This is a genomic window from Streptomyces sp. NPDC030143, from assembly GCF_055573695.1.
In genome coordinates this window covers 448,700-464,110 of record NZ_JBVIAY010000004.1, presented here as the reverse complement: position 1 = coordinate 464,110, position 15,411 = coordinate 448,700, and the positions used below count along the sequence as shown (strand labels likewise).

Genomic DNA, 15,411 nt, shown 5'->3' with positions numbered 1-15,411 from the left:
TCCCCTCCCCAGCATGCCCAACTCCCCCGGGGATCAGAGGTGTTTATCGGTCAAGACGGAGGCGGGTTGGCCTGGACGAGACCCGTCTGGTAGGCGATGACGACGAGTTGGGCGCGGTCGCGGGCGTGCAGTTTGGTCATGGCCCGGTGGATGTGGGTGCGCACGGTCAGCGGGCTGAGGGTGAGGTCCTCGGCGATCTCGGTGTTGGATCTGCCCTCGGCGGCGAGGGCCATGACCTCGCGTTCGCGGCCGGTCAGGTGCGGGCGACCTCGAGGTCGCCCGTCTCGGCCGGCACCGGGTCCGTCCCGGAGCGGCGGGTGAGCGCCTCGCCCTCCACGTCGACCCGCGGCAGGACCCGGTCCAGCCACGTGGGCAGCCACCACGCCTTGTCGCCGAGCAGCGCGAGCACCGCCGGGACGATCGCCATCCGGACGACGAAGGCGTCCAGCAGGACGGCGGAGGCCAGCCCGAAGCCGATCATCTTGATCATGGAGTCGCTCTCGCCGATGAACCCGGCGAAGACCGCGATCATGATCAGGGCGGCGGCGACGACCACCCGGGCGCTGTGCCGGAAGCCGGAGACGACCGCCTGCGCGGGCCGCTCGCCGTGGACGTACGCCTCGCGCATCCGGGAGACGAGGAAGACCTCGTAGTCCATGGCGAGACCGAAGACGATGCCCACCAGGAAGATCGGCATCAGGCTCATGATCGGGCCTGCTCCACGCCGAGGATCCCGGCGCCGTGGCCCTGCTGGAAGACCACCACGACCGCGCCGAGGGAGGCCAGGACGGACAGCAGGAAGCCCAGGGCCGCCTTCAGCGGGACGAGCAGCGAACGCCGAGCCCGACGACACCGAGCAGCAGCACGGGCAGCGGGCGGCGCAGCACGAACCGGGCCCAACGGGTGCCGCCGTTGTTCCCGGTGCCCTCCCCGATCGTGCCGCTCTTGCGGGCCCGGCGCCGCAGCACCGCGTTCGGCCAGAAGCCGAGGAACGCCGGGACCAGCGTCAGCGCGATCAGTACGGCGACGACGACCGCGCCGGCGGCGGCCAGGCCCATCTTGGTGAGCATCGGGATGCCGACGACCATGAGGCCGGCGAGCGCGATGACGACGGTGAGACCGGCGAACACGACCGCCGAACCTGCGGTTCCGGCCGCCGTCCCGGCCGCCTCCTGCGGTGTGCGGCCGGCGGCGCGCTCCTCGCGGTAGCGGGAGACGACGAACAGGGCGTAGTCGATGCCGACGGCGAGGCCCAGCATCATCGCCAGGGTGCCGGTGGTCGTGGACAGGCCGAGGGCGTCGGAGAGGGCGAGGATCGCGGCCATGCTGACCCCGACACCGATGACGGCCGTCAGCAGCGGCAGCCCCGCGGCGGCGAGCGAACCGAACGTGACGAGCAGGACGACGGCCGCGATGGCGATGCCTATCACCTCGGCCGTGCCGCCCGCGCCCCCGCCGTCGCTCGTCGCGCTGCTGCCGACCTCGACCGTCAGCCCGGCGTCCCTGGCCCGGTCGACGGTCTGTTCCAGATGGGTCCGGCCGGCGTCGGTGAGGTCGTTGGCGGCGACCTTGTAGGTGACGGTCGAGTACGCCGTCGTGCCGTCCCTGCTGACCGCCTGCGTGCGGAACGGGTCGGCGGCGCTCGCGACCTGCGTGCCGTCGCCGAGCGCGGTCACGGCCTTCTCGACGGCCTGCCTGTTCTCGGTCGCGGTGACCTTCTCACCGCCCGGCGCGACGAACACGACCCGCGCGGTCGCGCCGTCGGCCGTGGCCCCGGGGAAGCGCTGCTCCATCAGGTCGAACGCCTTCTGGGGCTCGATGCCCGGCATCGAGAACTCCTCGTCCGAGGCGCCCGGGGCCTTCAGCGCGCCCAGCCCGACGGCGGCCAGGACCGCCGCCCAGACCAGGGCGACGTACCAGCGCCGCCGGAAGGCCAGGCGGCCCACTCGGTAAAGGAAAGTAGCCACGACAGGGGATCTCCGCATCTGGTGCCGACTGTCCGCCCAGCCTCCCCGGCGGGAACCCCCCTGTCGTCGTGCGCCTGCCGACAATCGCCGGTACTCGCAACGCAGTACGGAGAGGTCGCGGGGTCGGCCGCAGGGATTACGCGCACCACGGGTCGCGCAGGCCCGCAGGAGGACGCCGCCGCCGCAACGGCCCGTGCTCCGCGGGATGTTGATGACAAGTCACGACTCCTCCGCCCCGTGCGGACGATCTTCGAGGCACCATGACCATGTCACTGACTGGCCGAAGTGGAGCGACTCCCCCATGGCGACGATCACCGTTCTGACGCCCGTGCACGAGGGCGGGCACACCTACCTGCACGAACTGCACGACTGCCTCGCGGGCCAGGAGCTGCCCGCCGGCTGGCGGCTCCAGTGGGTGGTGCAGGAGGACGGACGGACGGGCAGGCCGCTGGAGGCCGTCCCCGACGCGCCCTGGATATCGAAGGGCACCGGCCGCCGGGGCGGAGCCGCCCAGGCCCGCACGCTGGGGATGGCCCGCGCCACCGGAACCCTCCTGCGCTGCGTCGACGCCGACGACCTGCTGCCCGACGAGAAGACCCTCGCCCGCGACATCGAGATCCTGGAGGCCAACCCCTCGTACGGCTGGACGGTCGCCCCCTGCCTGGACCTGCACCCCGACGGCCGTCTGGTACCGGGCCCCTACGACCCCGCGCCCGGGCCGTTGCCGGAGCGGGCACTCCTGGACGGAGCCCGGCGCGGTGAGTTCCCGGTCATGGGCACCACGCTGACCGCCCGGACCGACCTCGTGCGGCTCACCGGCGCCTGGCCGGCCCTCCCCGCCTTCGAGGACGCCGCCGTCGTGCTGTTCTGCGAGGCGGTCAGCCGCGGCTGGATGCAGTCCGAGCCGGGCGAGCTGTACCGCAAGCACCCCGGTCAGCACACCGTCACCCCGGCGTACCTCGACGAGGAGGAGACGAGGATCCGTCAGGAGATCGTCATCGACCGCGCCGAAGCCCTGCACGCCTCGGGCTGGCGCTGGTCGCCGGCGGCGTGACCCCTCACCACCTCACCTGCCGAACCAAGGAGTCGCAATGGATGGCCCGGTGTCCGTCATATGGCTGGGCGGCCCGCCGGGGGCGGGCAAGACCACCGTCGCCCGACTGCTCGCCCGACGTCACGGACTGCGCTGGTACAACGCCGACGCCCACACCTGGGAACACCGTGACCGGGCGATCGCCGCGGGACATCCCGACGCGATCCGGTACGAGACGCTGCCCATCCCGGAGCGCTGGTCGGCCCCCATGGAGGACCGGCTCGCGATGTCCCTGCACCACGAGCGCGGCCCCATGGTCCTGGACGACCTGAGCGCCCTGCCGCCCGCGCCGCTGACCATCGCCGAGGGCACGCCGATCACCCCCAAGGTGGCCGTCGGCGGCCGGGCACTCTGGCTCGTCCCCACTCCGGAACTGCAGCGCGCCCGGCTGGACGAAAGGGACCTGCTGCCCGGAGTGCGGGATCTCTACCTGCGGCTGGGCTGTGAGATCACCGCGGAGGTGAAACGGTTCGGCGGCCCGATGGTGCTGATCGACGACTCGCACGGCGTGGAAGACGTCGTCGCGAAGGTCGAGGACCACTTCGCCGACCTGCTCGCCGAGGGGCCCGTGGCCACGAGCCGGACGGAACGACAGCGACTCCTGCGCTACGCCAACCGCGCCTTCGTCGACCAGTACCGGACCTTCTTCACGCGCGCGTGGGCACAGGGCCTCGGGACCACCGAGGACGTCGTGCTGCCGTTCTCCTGCGAGTGCGCGCGGCCCGGGTGCGAGGAACTGGTCGACCTGGCCGTCGCCGACTTCCCGCCGCCGCCCGACGACGCCTCCCCTCCGGTCCTGGCCCGTGGACACCCGGTCATGGACGAACCGACGGCATGACCGCGCAGCACGGCAGCCGAACCGCGGCTCCACCGACGACCGGGGGACCGGCAACGGCCGCGCAGGCTCCGCGGGAGGGCCGGACGGGCCGTCGGCCCGGTCGGCACCTGATCCGGACTCGGCGACCGCGGCCGATGTCCCGTTTGTCCTTCCGTCGTCGGGGGGACCCGGTGACGCATGACCAGAAGACCTCGGCGTCGGCGGACGCGGCAGAGCAGGTTCCTGTGGTGGCTGGACCGGGTGGAGGAGGAACGGCGGGCCGATCCGGTGATCGACGCCCTCGGAGCGGGCGTACGGGCCCTGCCGCTGGGGCGCGGCCGGGACGTCCTGCACGGCAGGTGGATCGGGCACCCGGTCCATCCGCTCGCGGTGCAGGTGCCGATCGGCAGCTGGCTCTCCGCCGCCGTGCTGGACCTGCGCCCCGGCCGCTCCCGCGAGGCGGGCCTGCTGGTCGGCGTGGGTCTGGCCGCCGCCGCGCCCGCGGCCCTGGCCGGCGCCGTCGACTGGGCGGAACTGCACCGGGAGCAGATGCGCGTCGGCCTGCTGCACGCCCTCACCAACGTGACGGCCGTCGCCCTGTACGCCGCCTCGCTCGCCTGCCGGGTCAGGGGACGCACGGCGGCCGGCAAGACGTACGGGTTCCTCGGGCTGGTGGCGGTCGGGGCCGGCGGTGCGCTCGGCGGTCACCTCGCCTACCGTCAGGCGTCCGGCGCCAACCACGCCGAAGAGGTCCCGCACGTCGTCACCGAGGGCTGGCACCGCGTCGGCACCATGGACGAGTTCCCGGTCGGCCGGCCCGTCCGCCGGGTCGTCGACGACGTCCCGGTCCTCGTGGTCCGGGAGTCCGGCGGCACCGTCCACGCCCTCGCGGAACGGTGCAGCCACCTCGCCGGCCCCCTGTCGGAGGGCACCGTCTCCGACGGCTGTGTGCAGTGCCCCTGGCACGGCAGCGTCTTCCGCCTCTCGGACGGCTGGAACGTGCGCGGTCCCGCGACCGCACCCCAGCCCGCCTTCGAGAGCCGCACCGTCGACGGCGGCCACGTGGAGATCCGTCTGCGCCGGCAGAACGGCGGCCTGCGCGCGGACCACGCGGCCCATGCACGCCGACGGTGGATCCGCGCGTGACAACTGAGTCCCGGCGCCCTGCGGTGGGTACCCGTGGGGCGCACTCGGGGACCTCGCACTCGGAGGTGACAGGTATGGCAACCTCTCCCCACTCGTCCATGGAAACCCACCCCGACATCCTGGACATGCGCTCCCGCCACGAGATGGCGGAACGGGCGGCCAGCACGCCCCAGGCGCAGGCCGTGGAGACCCTGGCGTTCCTCACCGGCCTCTACCTGGCGGCCTCGCCCTGGATCGCGGGGTTCAACGGCCTCACGACCCTGGCCGTCACCAACCTGGTCGTCGGCATCGCCTACGCCCTCCTCATGAGCGGCGGCTTCGGACGGGCCTACGAGCGCACGCACAGCATGGCGTGGGCCGCCTGCGCCCTCGGCGCCTGGACGATCATCTCCCCCTGGGTCGTCGCGGGGGACGTCAGCACCACGAGGAGCATCGTCAACAACGTCATCGTCGGAATCGTCGCCCTGCTGCTCGGCCTGGCCGCCAGCGCCGCCGCCCGCACGCCCCGCGAGGGACGCGGCGGTGGCCGTTCACGCGGTTCGGCCGAACGCACCCGCGGCATGCCGGGCATGTGAGGCCCCTGGCCGTCCCACCCGGCTGATCGCGAACACGCGGGCCGCGCCTCCCGCCTCCACCCGGACACCGGACACCGGAGGGCACGGCCCGCTTCGCCGTGCCGGGACGACGCCCCGACGGTGGGCGGGGCGTCGTCCCGGAGGGCACGACGACTTCGCCGTGCCGGGGCGACGCCCCGACGGTGGGCGGCCTCCCGACGGTGGGCGGCCTCCCAGCGGCGGGCGGCTTCGCGACGGCGGGCGGCTTCGCCGCGCCCGGCCCTTCTTTCCGACCGTGGGCGGCTTCCCGGCTGCTTCGCCGTGTCGGGGCGACTTCGCCGCGCACGGCCGACGCCCCGACGGTGTGCGACCTCGTGTGTCGGGCCGACTTCCTGACGGTGGGCGACTTCGCCGTCTCGGGGCGCTTCCCGGGCGGCGGGCGGCGGGCGGGACGTCGGGCGACCTCACCACCGCGGACCGGGGGCCCCGTCCGACGCCTACGGTTCATGTAGGTGAACAGCAATCACGTACAAGTGTATTGACGCCTCCTCAGCCACCCCCTAACTTCCCAGAGGGTAAGCGCTTTCTCCAGCCCGGAGCCTCTCTCCGGCCGTGTGGCCTGTTCACGTCCACGAACCAGCACCCGCACCCCTGAGGAGACGCACATGTACCTGAGACCCGTCGTCGCGTCCGTCGGCCTCCTGGCCGGCACCGTCGTCGCGCTGTCCGGCACCACGGCGCAGGCCGCGACCACCCGCTACGAGGCGGAGAGCTCGCCGGCGGTCTGCACCGGCACCCTCGACTCCGACTGGGCCGGCCACTCCGGCAGCGGGTTCTGCAACGGCACCAACGCCTCGGGCGCGTACGCCCAGTTCACGGTGAACGCCCCCGCCGCCGGCGCGGCCACGCTGAGGGTCCGGTTCGCCAACGGCGCGACCGCCGCCCGCCCCGTGGACCTCGTCGTGAACGGCACGACGGCCGGCTCGGCGTCGTTCGAGAGCACAGGCGCCTGGGACACGTGGGCGACCAAGACGCTGACCGTGACGCTGCGGGCGGGCGCCAACACCGTCCGCCTCAACCCGACCGCCTCGGTCGGCCTGCCCAACCTCGACTACCTCGACGTGGAGACGTCCGGTGACACCACCACCCCGCCCGCCGGCGGCGCGATCCACGTCGCCCCGAACGGCACCGACGGCGCGGCCGGTACGGAGTCGGCGCCGACGACGCTCGCCTCGGCGATCAGCCGCGTCGCCGCCGGCGGCACCATCTACCTGCGCGGCGGGACCTACCGCCCCACGCAGACGGTCACCATCCCGGCGGGCAGGAACGGCACCGCGGCCGACCGCACGGAACTGTTCGCGTATCCGGGCGAGACGCCGGTGCTGAACTTCTCGGCCCAGACCGAGGACCCGGCGAACCGCGGGCTCGCCGTCAACGCGTCGTACTGGCACGTGAAGGGCCTGGTCGTGGAACGGGCCGGTGACAACGGCATCTTCCTCAGCGGCAGCAACAACGTCATCGAGCGCACGGTGACGCGCTTCAACCGCGACTCGGGGCTCCAGCTCTCGCGGGCGCTCTCCAGCACCCCCAAGGACCAGTGGCCGTCCCACAACCTGATCCTGAGCGCGGAGTCGCACGACAACGTCGACTCCGACGGCGAGGACGCCGACGGCTTCGCCCCCAAGCTCACCGTCGGGTCCGGCAACGTCTTCCGGTACACCGTCGCCCACCACAACATCGACGACGGCTACGACCTCTACACCAAGCCGGACACGGGTCCCATCGGCGCAGTGACCATCGAGGACTCCCTCGCCTACGACAACGGCACCCTCAGCGACGGTTCCCAGGCCGGCAACGGCGACCGCAACGGTTACAAGCTCGGCGGCGACGACATCGGGGTCAACCACGTCGTCCGTCGCAGCATCGCCTACCGGAACGGCAAGCACGGGTTCACCTACAACAGCAACACCGGCGCGATGCAGATCTCGGACAACGTGAGCGTCGGCAACGACCAGCGCAACTTCAACTTCGACGCGGGCAGCACGTCGGTGTTCAAGAACAACACCTCGTGCGACAGCGGGTCCAACGACCGGATCATCGGCAGCTCGGACAGCTCCAACCAGTGGTGGGCGGGGTCGAACGGCTCCCGCTGCTCCGCCTACGCGGGCGCCCTGCGCTGGTCGTTCGCGAGCGACGGGCGGCTGGTCGTGACGTTCGGCGGATGACGCTGGGCGGGTGACCTCCGGCGGCCGACGCTGGGCGGGTGACCTCCGGCGGGTGACGCTCGGCGTCGTCGCGGCAGAACCGGCCCTGCAGACCTTCGGAGCTCATCCCCTCGGCCCGTCCGGCCCCCCGGGCGGGCCGAGCGCGTGCCCGACCGCGGGCGAGGGCGTGCCCGACCGCGCGGGCGAGCGCCTGCCCGACCGCGGGCGAGCGCCTGCCCGATCGCTCGACGGCGGTCAGTTCCCGGTGCGCCGCGCCGTCGGCAGGGTGGCCAGGCCGGCCCGCAGAAAGGCCATCGCCGCGTCGATGTCGCCCGCCTCCGGGCGGTGGCACAGCTCGCTCATGACGGCCGCCGCCGCTGCCGCCGCCATGCGGGGCCCGAAGTCGCCCGGGTCGACGCCGTGTTCCTCGGCGAGCAACCGGGTCCCCTCCTCCACGACCTCCGCGAGACGGGCGTTGGCGACGGCCTTGAGCTGCGGGTTCAGCGCGAACATCCGCTCCGAGAGGTCGTCGAGCTCCGACGGGTCGGTGAGGTCGGCGCGGACCCAGTCCTCCAGCGCGTCCACCGTCCGCCGACCCGGCCGCCGCTCCCGCAGGGCCGCCGCGAGCCGGTCCGCCATAGCGGTCGACCGCGCCAGCGCGAGGTCCAGCTTCGACGGGAAGTACAGCGTGACGGTGCGGGCCGAGACCTCGGCGCGTTCGGCGATGTCGGCGATGGTCGTCGTCTCGAACCCACGCTCCGCGAACAGCTCGTACGCGGCCCGCAGGATCGCCTCCCTGCGCCGCGCCTTGCTCCGCTCCCGCAGACCGTCGCTCGTCATGCGCGGCATTTTATCACCGCACTTGCCACCGACTGTGAATTTACATTGGACTGCAAAAATGCCCTAGGCTGCACACTTGCCGGTCATCGCAGTCCTCGGGTCCGTGCGCGCCTTGCGGGCCCTGCGGGCACCGCGGGCCTACGCAGGCTCCAGTGCTGCGGTCGCCGGAGTGGTTCGTTCGTACGAGACGAGGAAGACGGGGACGGTCATGGCGTCACGCCTGTACACCTGGGGGCGGTGGGCGGTGCGCCGCCGCGGTCGGGTCATCGCGGTCTGGCTGCTGTTGCTCGCGGCGGTCGGCGGCCTGGGCATCGCACTGCACGGCAAGCCCACCACGCAGTTCACGGTGCCGGGCATCGAGTCGCAGCGGGCGCAGGAGCTGCTGAAGAAGGAGTTCCCGCAGGCCGCCGGCGGCACGGCCAGGGTCGTCTTCGCCGCGCCGAAGGGCGCGACGCTCACCGGGACCGCGGCCCGGGCGGCCATGGCGGCGAGCCTGGAGAAGGCGGCCGCCATATCCGGCGTCCTGCGCGTCACCGACCCGGTGCGGAGCCGCACGATCGCGCCCGACCAGCGCATCGGCTACGCGGACGTCCAGTTCCGCGACGAGGCCGCCGAGGTTCCCGAGAGTTCCAAGGACGCGCTGTCCGCCGCCATGGACCCGGCCCGCGCGGCCGGTCTCGAGGTGGAGTTCGGCGGCTCCGCGATGCAGCCGAAGACCGAGGTCGGCGGCCCCGCGGAGGTCGTCGGGGTGGTCCTCGCCTTCGTCGTCCTCGCGCTCGCGCTGGGCTCGCTGGTGGCGGCCGGCCTGCCGCTGCTGACCGCGCTCGTGGGCGTGGCGATCGGCGTGCTCGGTGTGCAGTTCGCCTCACGCTTCATGGAGATGACGAACACCGCGACCGTGCTGGCCCTGATGATCGGCCTCGCCGTCGGCATCGACTACGCCCTGTTCATCATCTCCCGGCACCGCGAGCAGCTCGCCGACCCCGAGCAGGACGTCGAGGACTCCATCGCCCGGGCGGTGGCCACCGCCGGCGGGGCGGTCGTCTTCGCCGGGGCTACCGTGATCATCGCGCTGGCGGCGCTCGTCGTCACCGGCATCCCGTTCCTGACGGTGATGGGTCTGGCGGCGGCGGTCACGGTCCTGCTGGCGGTGCTGATCGCCGTCAGCCTCGTACCGGCGGCGCTGGCGTTGTTCGGCGAGCGGCTGCGCCCGGAGAGCTCCGAACGAAAGGGGAGGCCGACCAACTCGCGGGGCGAGGGGCGCGCCCCCGGCGCCTGGGGCCTGGCCTGGGCGCGCGCGGTCACCCGCAAGCCCCTGCTCGTCCTCCTCGCCGGCGTCGTCGGTATGCTCGCCCTCGCCGTCCCGGCCCGTGACCTGCGCCTCGGCCTGCCGAGCTTCGCCTCCCAGCCGGCCGACAGCACGCAGCACAAGAGCTACGACCTGCTCACCGAGGGCTTCGGCCCCGGCTTCAACGCCACGCTCACCGCCGTAATCGACACCGGTGGGGTCCCGGCGGCCGAGCGCGCCGCCACCCTCACCGGCCTGCGGGCGGCACTGTCCGCGGACCGTGGTGTGGCCGCCGTCTCCCAGCCGGTCGCGAACGCCGACGGCACCCTCTCCCTGCTGGCCGTGGTGCCGAGGACCGGGCCCGACGCCCGGGCCACCACCGATCTCGTCCACCGCCTGCGCGCGCACGCCCCCGACGTGGAGAAGGCCGGTGGCACCCTCTACATCGCGGGCGCCACCGCCGCCGGCATCGACGTGTCGAACAAGCTGTCCGACGCGCTGCCCCTGTTCGTGGCGATCATCGTCGTGCTCGCGCTGCTCCTGCTGACCGTGGCGTTCCGTTCGCTGCTGGTCCCGGTCAAGGCGGCGCTCGGCTTCCTGCTGTCGATCGCCGCGTCGCTCGGCGCGACGGTCTGGGTCTTCCAGCAGGGCCACCTCAACGGCCTCCTGGACATCCCCTCCGCGGGCCCGGTGACCAGCTTCCTGCCCGTGCTCCTGATCGGCGTGCTGTTCGGCCTCGCCATGGACTACGAGGTGTTCCTGGTCAGCCGCATGCGCGAGCACTACGAGCACACCGGCGACGCCGCCGGGGCCGTCACGCGGGGAATGGCGAGCAGCGGCCGTGTGGTCAGCGCCGCCGCGTTCATCATGGCGGCCGTCTTCGGCGGCTTCGTGTTCAACCACGACCCGATCATCAAGTCCATCGGGTTCGCCCTGGCGTTCGGCGTCCTCATCGACGCGTTCGTCGTCCGCATGACCCTCGTCCCGGCGGCCATGGCCCTGCTGGGCCGTCGCGCCTGGGGCCTGCCGCGGCTCCTGGACCGGATCACCCCGGACGTGGACATCGAGGGGGCGAAGCTGCCGGCGCGGGCGACCGGCGAGCCCGCCCCCGCCGACAGCGCCACGGCCCCCGGCGCATCCGCCCCCGCCGACCAGGACACGGACGGCACGGGAGCGGACGGCAAGAACACGGACGGCAACGGCACGGACGGCGAGGACACAGGCGGCAGCGGCACGGACGGCAGGGAGACGGACGGCAGGGAGACGGACGCCGAAGCCCCCGCCGAGGCCGACGAGCCCGTCGACGCGGGGGAGGCGGACGGGACCGCGCCCGCCCGCGCGGCCACGGAGGCCGACGAACCGGCCGCCACCCGTTGAGGGCCGGGCCGCGGCCCCCGTGCCGCGGCCCCCGTGCCGTGACCGTCGGCCGGCCGGCGCGGTCACGGCACGGTTCTCGCCGGACGGGGGCGCGGTCGCCGGCCAGGACGCCACCGGCGTGCGGGAGGCCGGGAGGAGTTCCGCGCGGCCCGCCGCCGACCCGACGCGATCCGGTCGAGGTCTGCTTCCTCCCCTCGCGTCACGGCTCCGGCGAGTAGGCTCCTCCACCATGGCGCACCCTGATGATCTGCTCGTCGACATCGCCGCGATGGTGGAGACGGAGCAGCACAGTCAGATGTCTCTCACCGTGGTGGTTCCCGGAGCCGTCATCACCGGACGGCTGGCTCCCGAGGCCATGTGGAAGCAGCGCGTGGCGGAGGTGCTGCGGGGGTCCAGTCAGTTGAAGGACTTCGCTCCCGTCTTCGCCGCGCAGCGGGCCTCCCGGCAGCAGCCGCTGCCCGGGCCTGCCTCCCTGCGCGACTCCCCTCCCACGCACCTCCACTTCCATCTCGCCCGCATCCTCCAGGGCAGCTTCGGCATCCCCGACTCGGGCGGCATGTACCGCGTCGCCCTCGCCGACGTCAGCGCCTGGACGATCGGGGACATCGGCTACTCCGACCAGTGACCGCCGGGCCGCCGGACCGCGCCGCCCGCCGGGGTCAGGCGCCGGCACCGCTGCGGGGGAACGCCCGCCGGTAGTCGCCCGGTGGCACCCCGAGGTGTCTGAGGAAGTGGTGGCGCAGGTTGTTCGCCGTGCCGAGGCCGCTCAGCTCCGCGATCCTGTCGATCGGCAGGTCCGTCGACTCCAGCAGCGTCCGGGCCCGTGCCAGACGCTGGTCGAGGAGCCAGCGCAGGGGAGTCGTCCCCGTGGCCGCGTGCAGCCGCCGGTAGAACGTGCGGGGGCTCATCGTGGCCCGCCGCGCCAGGTCCTCGACGGTGAGCGGCCGGTCCAGGCGCGCCCTGGCCCAGTCGAGCACGGGCGCCAGTCCCCGGTCGTCGCTGCTCGGCACGGGCAGCTCGATGAACTGGGCCTGTCCGCCGGGCCGGTGGGCGGGCACCACCATGCGGCGGGCCAGCTGGTTGGCGACGTGCGCGCCGAGGTCGCGGCGCACCAGGTGCAGGCACAGGTCGAGGCCGGCGGTCAGGCCCGCGCTGGTGAGGACGTCGCCCTCGTCGACGTAGAGCACCGACGGGTCGACGCGCACCTTCGGGTAGCGCGCGGCCAGTTGGGCGGTGTGCATCCAGTGGGCGGTGGCCCGGCGTCCGTCGAGGAGCCCCGCCTCGGCGAGCGCGAAGGCGCCGGTGCACAGGGAGACCATGCGGGCACCGGCGGCGTGGGCGCGGCGCAGGGCCGTGATCAGCTCCCGCGACAGCGGTCTGCCCTCCTCCACGCAGGCGTCGGGGACCGACGGGACGATGACCGTGTCCGCGCCGACCAGGTCGTCGAGGCCGTGGCGGGTGCGCAGCGCGAGTCCGGCCGCACCGCTGTGCCCGGTGGTGTCCGCGGCGGTGTCCGCGGGCGGATCGGCGTCCGTTCCGGTTCCGCAGAGCCGTAAGTCGTACCAGGGGTCGGCCAGATCGGGTTGCGGCTTGCCGAACACCGTGCAGGGGATGCTCAGTTCGTACAGGTCCCAGGAGGGGACCCCGATCTCCTCGGTCACGACAACGGCGACAGACCCGGCGCTCATGCCCCGAAGGCTATGGCAGGAATTTGGTGGCGGCCGTCACCGGTGTCACTGGTTCCGTCCACCGGGCGCTGCGAGGGTGATCCGTACGGGATGTACGTGGCCGTTCGTCACTTGTCCCACCTTTCACCACCTGTGATCTGTTTTCCGAGGAGTTGCTGCATGAACGCCGACCGTCAGGCCGTCACCGTGCTCGGACTGGGCTCGATGGGCTCGGCCCTGGCCGCCGCGCTGCTGGACCGGGGCCATCCGACGACCGTGTGGAACCGGTCCCCGGAGCGGGCGCGACCGCTCGTCGAGCGGGGCGCCCGCTCGGCCGCGACCCCCGGGGAGGCGGTCGCGGCGAGCCCGCTGACCATCGTCTGCGTCCTGGACCACCAGGCGCTGCACACCGTCCTCGACCCCGTCGCCGCCGCCGGCGCCCTGGCCGGTAAGTCCCTGGTCAACCTCACCTCCAGCGCCCCCGAGCAGGCGCAGGAAGCCGTCGCGTGGGCCCACTCGCACGGCGCCGAGTACCTCGACGGCGCGATCATGACCACCCCGCCGGGTGTCGGCAACCCCGAGATGATGTTCCTGTACAGCGGTTCGTCCGCGGTCCTCGACGCCCACCGGGCGACCCTGACGGCCCTCGGCGACCCCCTGTACCTGGGCGCCGAGCCGGGGCTGGCCTCGCTGTACGACGCCGCGCTGCTCGGGCTGATGTGGGCCACCATGACCGGCTGGCTGCACGGCACCGCGCTGGTCGGCGCGGAGAAGACCCCGGCCACGGCGTTCACACCCGTCGCGGTCCGCTGGCTGACCGCCGTCGCGGGGTTCCTGACCACGTACGCGCCGCAGGTGGACGCCGGCCGCTACCCGGGCGACGACGCCACCGTCGACGTGCAGATCGCGGCCATCGGCCACCTCCTGCACGCCGCGCAGGCGCGGGGCGTCGACAACGCCCTGCCCGAGCTGCTGAAGGACATGATGGAGCGGGCGCGGGCGGCGGGCCACGGGTCCGACAGCTACGCGAGCCTGATCGAGGTGCTGACCAGGCCCGAGGGCTGATCACCGACCGGAGCGACGGTTCACGCCACGGTTACATTTCGCTCAACTACTGGTTGCGCCGCGGTGATCGAGCGACCATGGGCGCATGACCCTGGCCGAGCGTGCCCTCGAGCGACTGGAGAACTGGCCCGACCTCACTGCGGGCCGGGCCAGTTGCGGCACGGGGCGGGCCCTTCGCTCCGTCCACAGCGAGATCGTCCACTTCCACTCCGGCCGGGAGGTGGATCTGCACCTGACCGTCCCCGCCATCCAGCGCATCCGCAGCGACCTGCGCGCCTCGACCGCCGTCCGGCTGGTGCCCGGCTCGCGGTGGGTGACCATCCGGCTGGACTGCGACACGGACGTCGACCTGCTGATGAGTCTGGTCAGCGTCGCCCTCAAGGCCCACCTCGCTCAGGCACCGGGGACCGGCCCCTCGCCCGTCGCCTGCAACTTCCGCCGGGTGACGCTGGTGCCGCGCGACGAACCCCTCGGCCGCTGACCGCGGTGGGGTGCGCGGGCGCGGACGGGCGGTTTCAGGGGCCCGTCGCCGCCAGGGCCGTCGCCCGGTTCCGTTCGTCCCAGCGGACCTCCAGGACGCGGGTGACGGCGTCGCGGTCGAGGGGGCCGAAGACGTGCGGGAACAGGGTGGATCCGGCCACGCCGGGCGGCGGGACGGGGTCGGCGGCCTCCCGGACGCAGCGGGCGGTGAGGCGGTCCTCGTCGAGGGCCAGCACGAGCAGGGGCCTCGGGGCGTCGCGGTAGAAGGCGTTGGCGACGGCGAGGGTGGTGCTCTCGTCGGGGGAGCAGTGGACGAAGCCGTCCGTCCGGAGGGAGGCGGGCGCGTAGGGGGCGTCGGGACGGGCGTCCCACTCCGCCTTCGGCACGATGTGGTAGATCATCCTCCTGTCCTACCCGACGCCCCGGGGGTCAGATGCCCCGCGCGGCCATCCAGCTCAGGACGGCGTACGGCAGGAGGACCGCCGGGAGGGTCACCAGCCGGGGCTTCGCGGAGCGGCCGCCGGAGCGGGGCCCCAGGACGTCGTAGACGAGGATCAGCAGCAGCACCAGCAGCCCCGTCACGACGAGCGCCACCCCGATCAGGGGGCTGTTCTCGATGTCGTCGTAGGTGCAGCCCTCCATCCGCTCGATGTCGTCGACGCCGCCGCAGTGGCCGTGTTCGGCGTACCAGCGCGCGGACCACAGGGCGACGGTCGTCGGGAGACCGATCAGCAGATGCGCCAGCAGCGGCGGCGTGTACCGGCGGACGACGGTGAGGACGGTGGACATCCGGTCACCCCATCAGGCCCCGGCCGGGCGGGCTGTGACGGGAGCCACTCCCCCGGTCACAGCCCTGTCACACCCGGCCGGCTCGCCACTGCGCACACAAGGGGGGCCGCCCGGGCCGCGCGGC

Annotated in this window: 13 protein-coding genes and 2 pseudogenes; 9 read left to right on the top strand and 6 right to left on the bottom strand. The window is 73.3% G+C overall.

Going from position 1 to position 15,411, the window contains the following annotated elements:
- Window positions 1-50 precede the first annotated feature (50 nt).
- Both ACZ4YY_RS10505 and ACZ4YY_RS10500 read right to left on the bottom strand, forming a co-directional pair.
- Window positions 51-257 (bottom strand): annotated as a pseudogene (locus ACZ4YY_RS10505) (response regulator transcription factor); the annotation flags it as partial.
- 80 nt (window positions 258-337) lie between these two features.
- Window positions 338-1,967, bottom strand: a pseudogene (locus tag ACZ4YY_RS10500) (MMPL family transporter); the annotation flags it as partial.
- Between the two features lie 301 nt (window positions 1,968-2,268).
- Here ACZ4YY_RS10500 and ACZ4YY_RS10495 point away from each other — a divergent pair.
- The 5 genes from ACZ4YY_RS10495 to ACZ4YY_RS10475 all read left to right on the top strand — a co-directional run bounded on the left by ACZ4YY_RS10495 (window position 2,269) and on the right by ACZ4YY_RS10475 (window position 7,802).
- Window positions 2,269-3,021, top strand: a complete 753-nt coding sequence (locus tag ACZ4YY_RS10495; protein ID WP_468286445.1) for a GltA — start codon at window positions 2,269-2,271, stop codon at window positions 3,019-3,021.
- 37 nt (window positions 3,022-3,058) lie between these two features.
- Window positions 3,059-3,898, top strand: a complete 840-nt coding sequence (locus tag ACZ4YY_RS10490; RefSeq protein ID WP_468286442.1) for a nucleoside/nucleotide kinase family protein — start codon at window positions 3,059-3,061, stop codon at window positions 3,896-3,898.
- A gap of 177 nt (window positions 3,899-4,075) precedes the next feature.
- Window positions 4,076-5,023: a Rieske (2Fe-2S) protein gene (locus ACZ4YY_RS10485; RefSeq protein ID WP_468286439.1), complete on the top strand. Its 948-nt coding sequence runs from the start codon at window positions 4,076-4,078 to the stop codon at window positions 5,021-5,023.
- A gap of 74 nt (window positions 5,024-5,097) precedes the next feature.
- The gene (locus ACZ4YY_RS10480) at window positions 5,098-5,598 is read left to right on the top strand and encodes an SPW repeat protein (RefSeq protein WP_468286436.1); all 501 of its coding nucleotides are present in this window, start codon (window positions 5,098-5,100) and stop codon (window positions 5,596-5,598) included.
- 644 nt (window positions 5,599-6,242) lie between these two features.
- The gene (locus ACZ4YY_RS10475; protein WP_468286433.1) at window positions 6,243-7,802 is read left to right on the top strand and encodes a carbohydrate-binding protein; all 1,560 of its coding nucleotides are present in this window, start codon (window positions 6,243-6,245) and stop codon (window positions 7,800-7,802) included.
- Between the two features lie 234 nt (window positions 7,803-8,036).
- On the opposite strand, the gene ACZ4YY_RS10470 is transcribed toward ACZ4YY_RS10475, so the two are convergent.
- A complete protein-coding gene (locus tag ACZ4YY_RS10470; protein WP_468286430.1) occupies window positions 8,037-8,621 on the bottom strand; it encodes a TetR/AcrR family transcriptional regulator in 585 nt (194 codons plus the stop codon).
- 208 nt (window positions 8,622-8,829) lie between these two features.
- Here ACZ4YY_RS10470 and ACZ4YY_RS10465 point away from each other — a divergent pair, with 208 nt between their 5' ends.
- Together ACZ4YY_RS10465 and ACZ4YY_RS10460 are read left to right on the top strand one after the other, a co-directional pair.
- Window positions 8,830-11,286, top strand: coding sequence for an MMPL family transporter (locus tag ACZ4YY_RS10465; protein ID WP_468286427.1), 2,457 nt, complete (start codon window positions 8,830-8,832; stop codon window positions 11,284-11,286).
- A 229-nt stretch (window positions 11,287-11,515) separates the two neighbouring features.
- A complete protein-coding gene (locus tag ACZ4YY_RS10460) occupies window positions 11,516-11,911 on the top strand; it encodes a hypothetical protein (RefSeq protein WP_468286424.1) in 396 nt (131 codons plus the stop codon).
- A gap of 34 nt (window positions 11,912-11,945) precedes the next feature.
- Here ACZ4YY_RS10460 and ACZ4YY_RS10455 read toward each other — a convergent pair whose 3' ends face one another.
- On the bottom strand, window positions 11,946-12,974 hold the full coding sequence (locus tag ACZ4YY_RS10455; RefSeq protein ID WP_468286421.1) for a GlxA family transcriptional regulator: 1,029 nt from the start codon (window positions 12,972-12,974) through the stop codon (window positions 11,946-11,948).
- 159 nt (window positions 12,975-13,133) lie between these two features.
- On the opposite strand from ACZ4YY_RS10455, the gene ACZ4YY_RS10450 reads away from it, so the two are divergent.
- Both ACZ4YY_RS10450 and ACZ4YY_RS10445 read left to right on the top strand, forming a co-directional pair.
- On the top strand, window positions 13,134-14,018 hold the full coding sequence (locus ACZ4YY_RS10450; RefSeq protein ID WP_468286418.1) for an NAD(P)-dependent oxidoreductase: 885 nt from the start codon (window positions 13,134-13,136) through the stop codon (window positions 14,016-14,018).
- Window positions 14,019-14,103: 85 nt separating this feature from the next.
- Window positions 14,104-14,499: a luciferase domain-containing protein gene (locus ACZ4YY_RS10445; protein ID WP_468286415.1), complete on the top strand. Its 396-nt coding sequence runs from the start codon at window positions 14,104-14,106 to the stop codon at window positions 14,497-14,499.
- Window positions 14,500-14,533: 34 nt separating this feature from the next.
- Here the strand turns inward: ACZ4YY_RS10445 and ACZ4YY_RS10440 are convergent, their stop codons facing one another.
- A complete protein-coding gene (locus ACZ4YY_RS10440; protein WP_468286412.1) occupies window positions 14,534-14,899 on the bottom strand; it encodes a DUF952 domain-containing protein in 366 nt (121 codons plus the stop codon).
- 28 nt (window positions 14,900-14,927) lie between these two features.
- Complete coding sequence (locus ACZ4YY_RS10435; RefSeq protein WP_468286409.1) at window positions 14,928-15,287, bottom strand: hypothetical protein; 360 nt, start codon at window positions 15,285-15,287, stop codon at window positions 14,928-14,930.
- Window positions 15,288-15,411 lie beyond the last annotated feature (124 nt).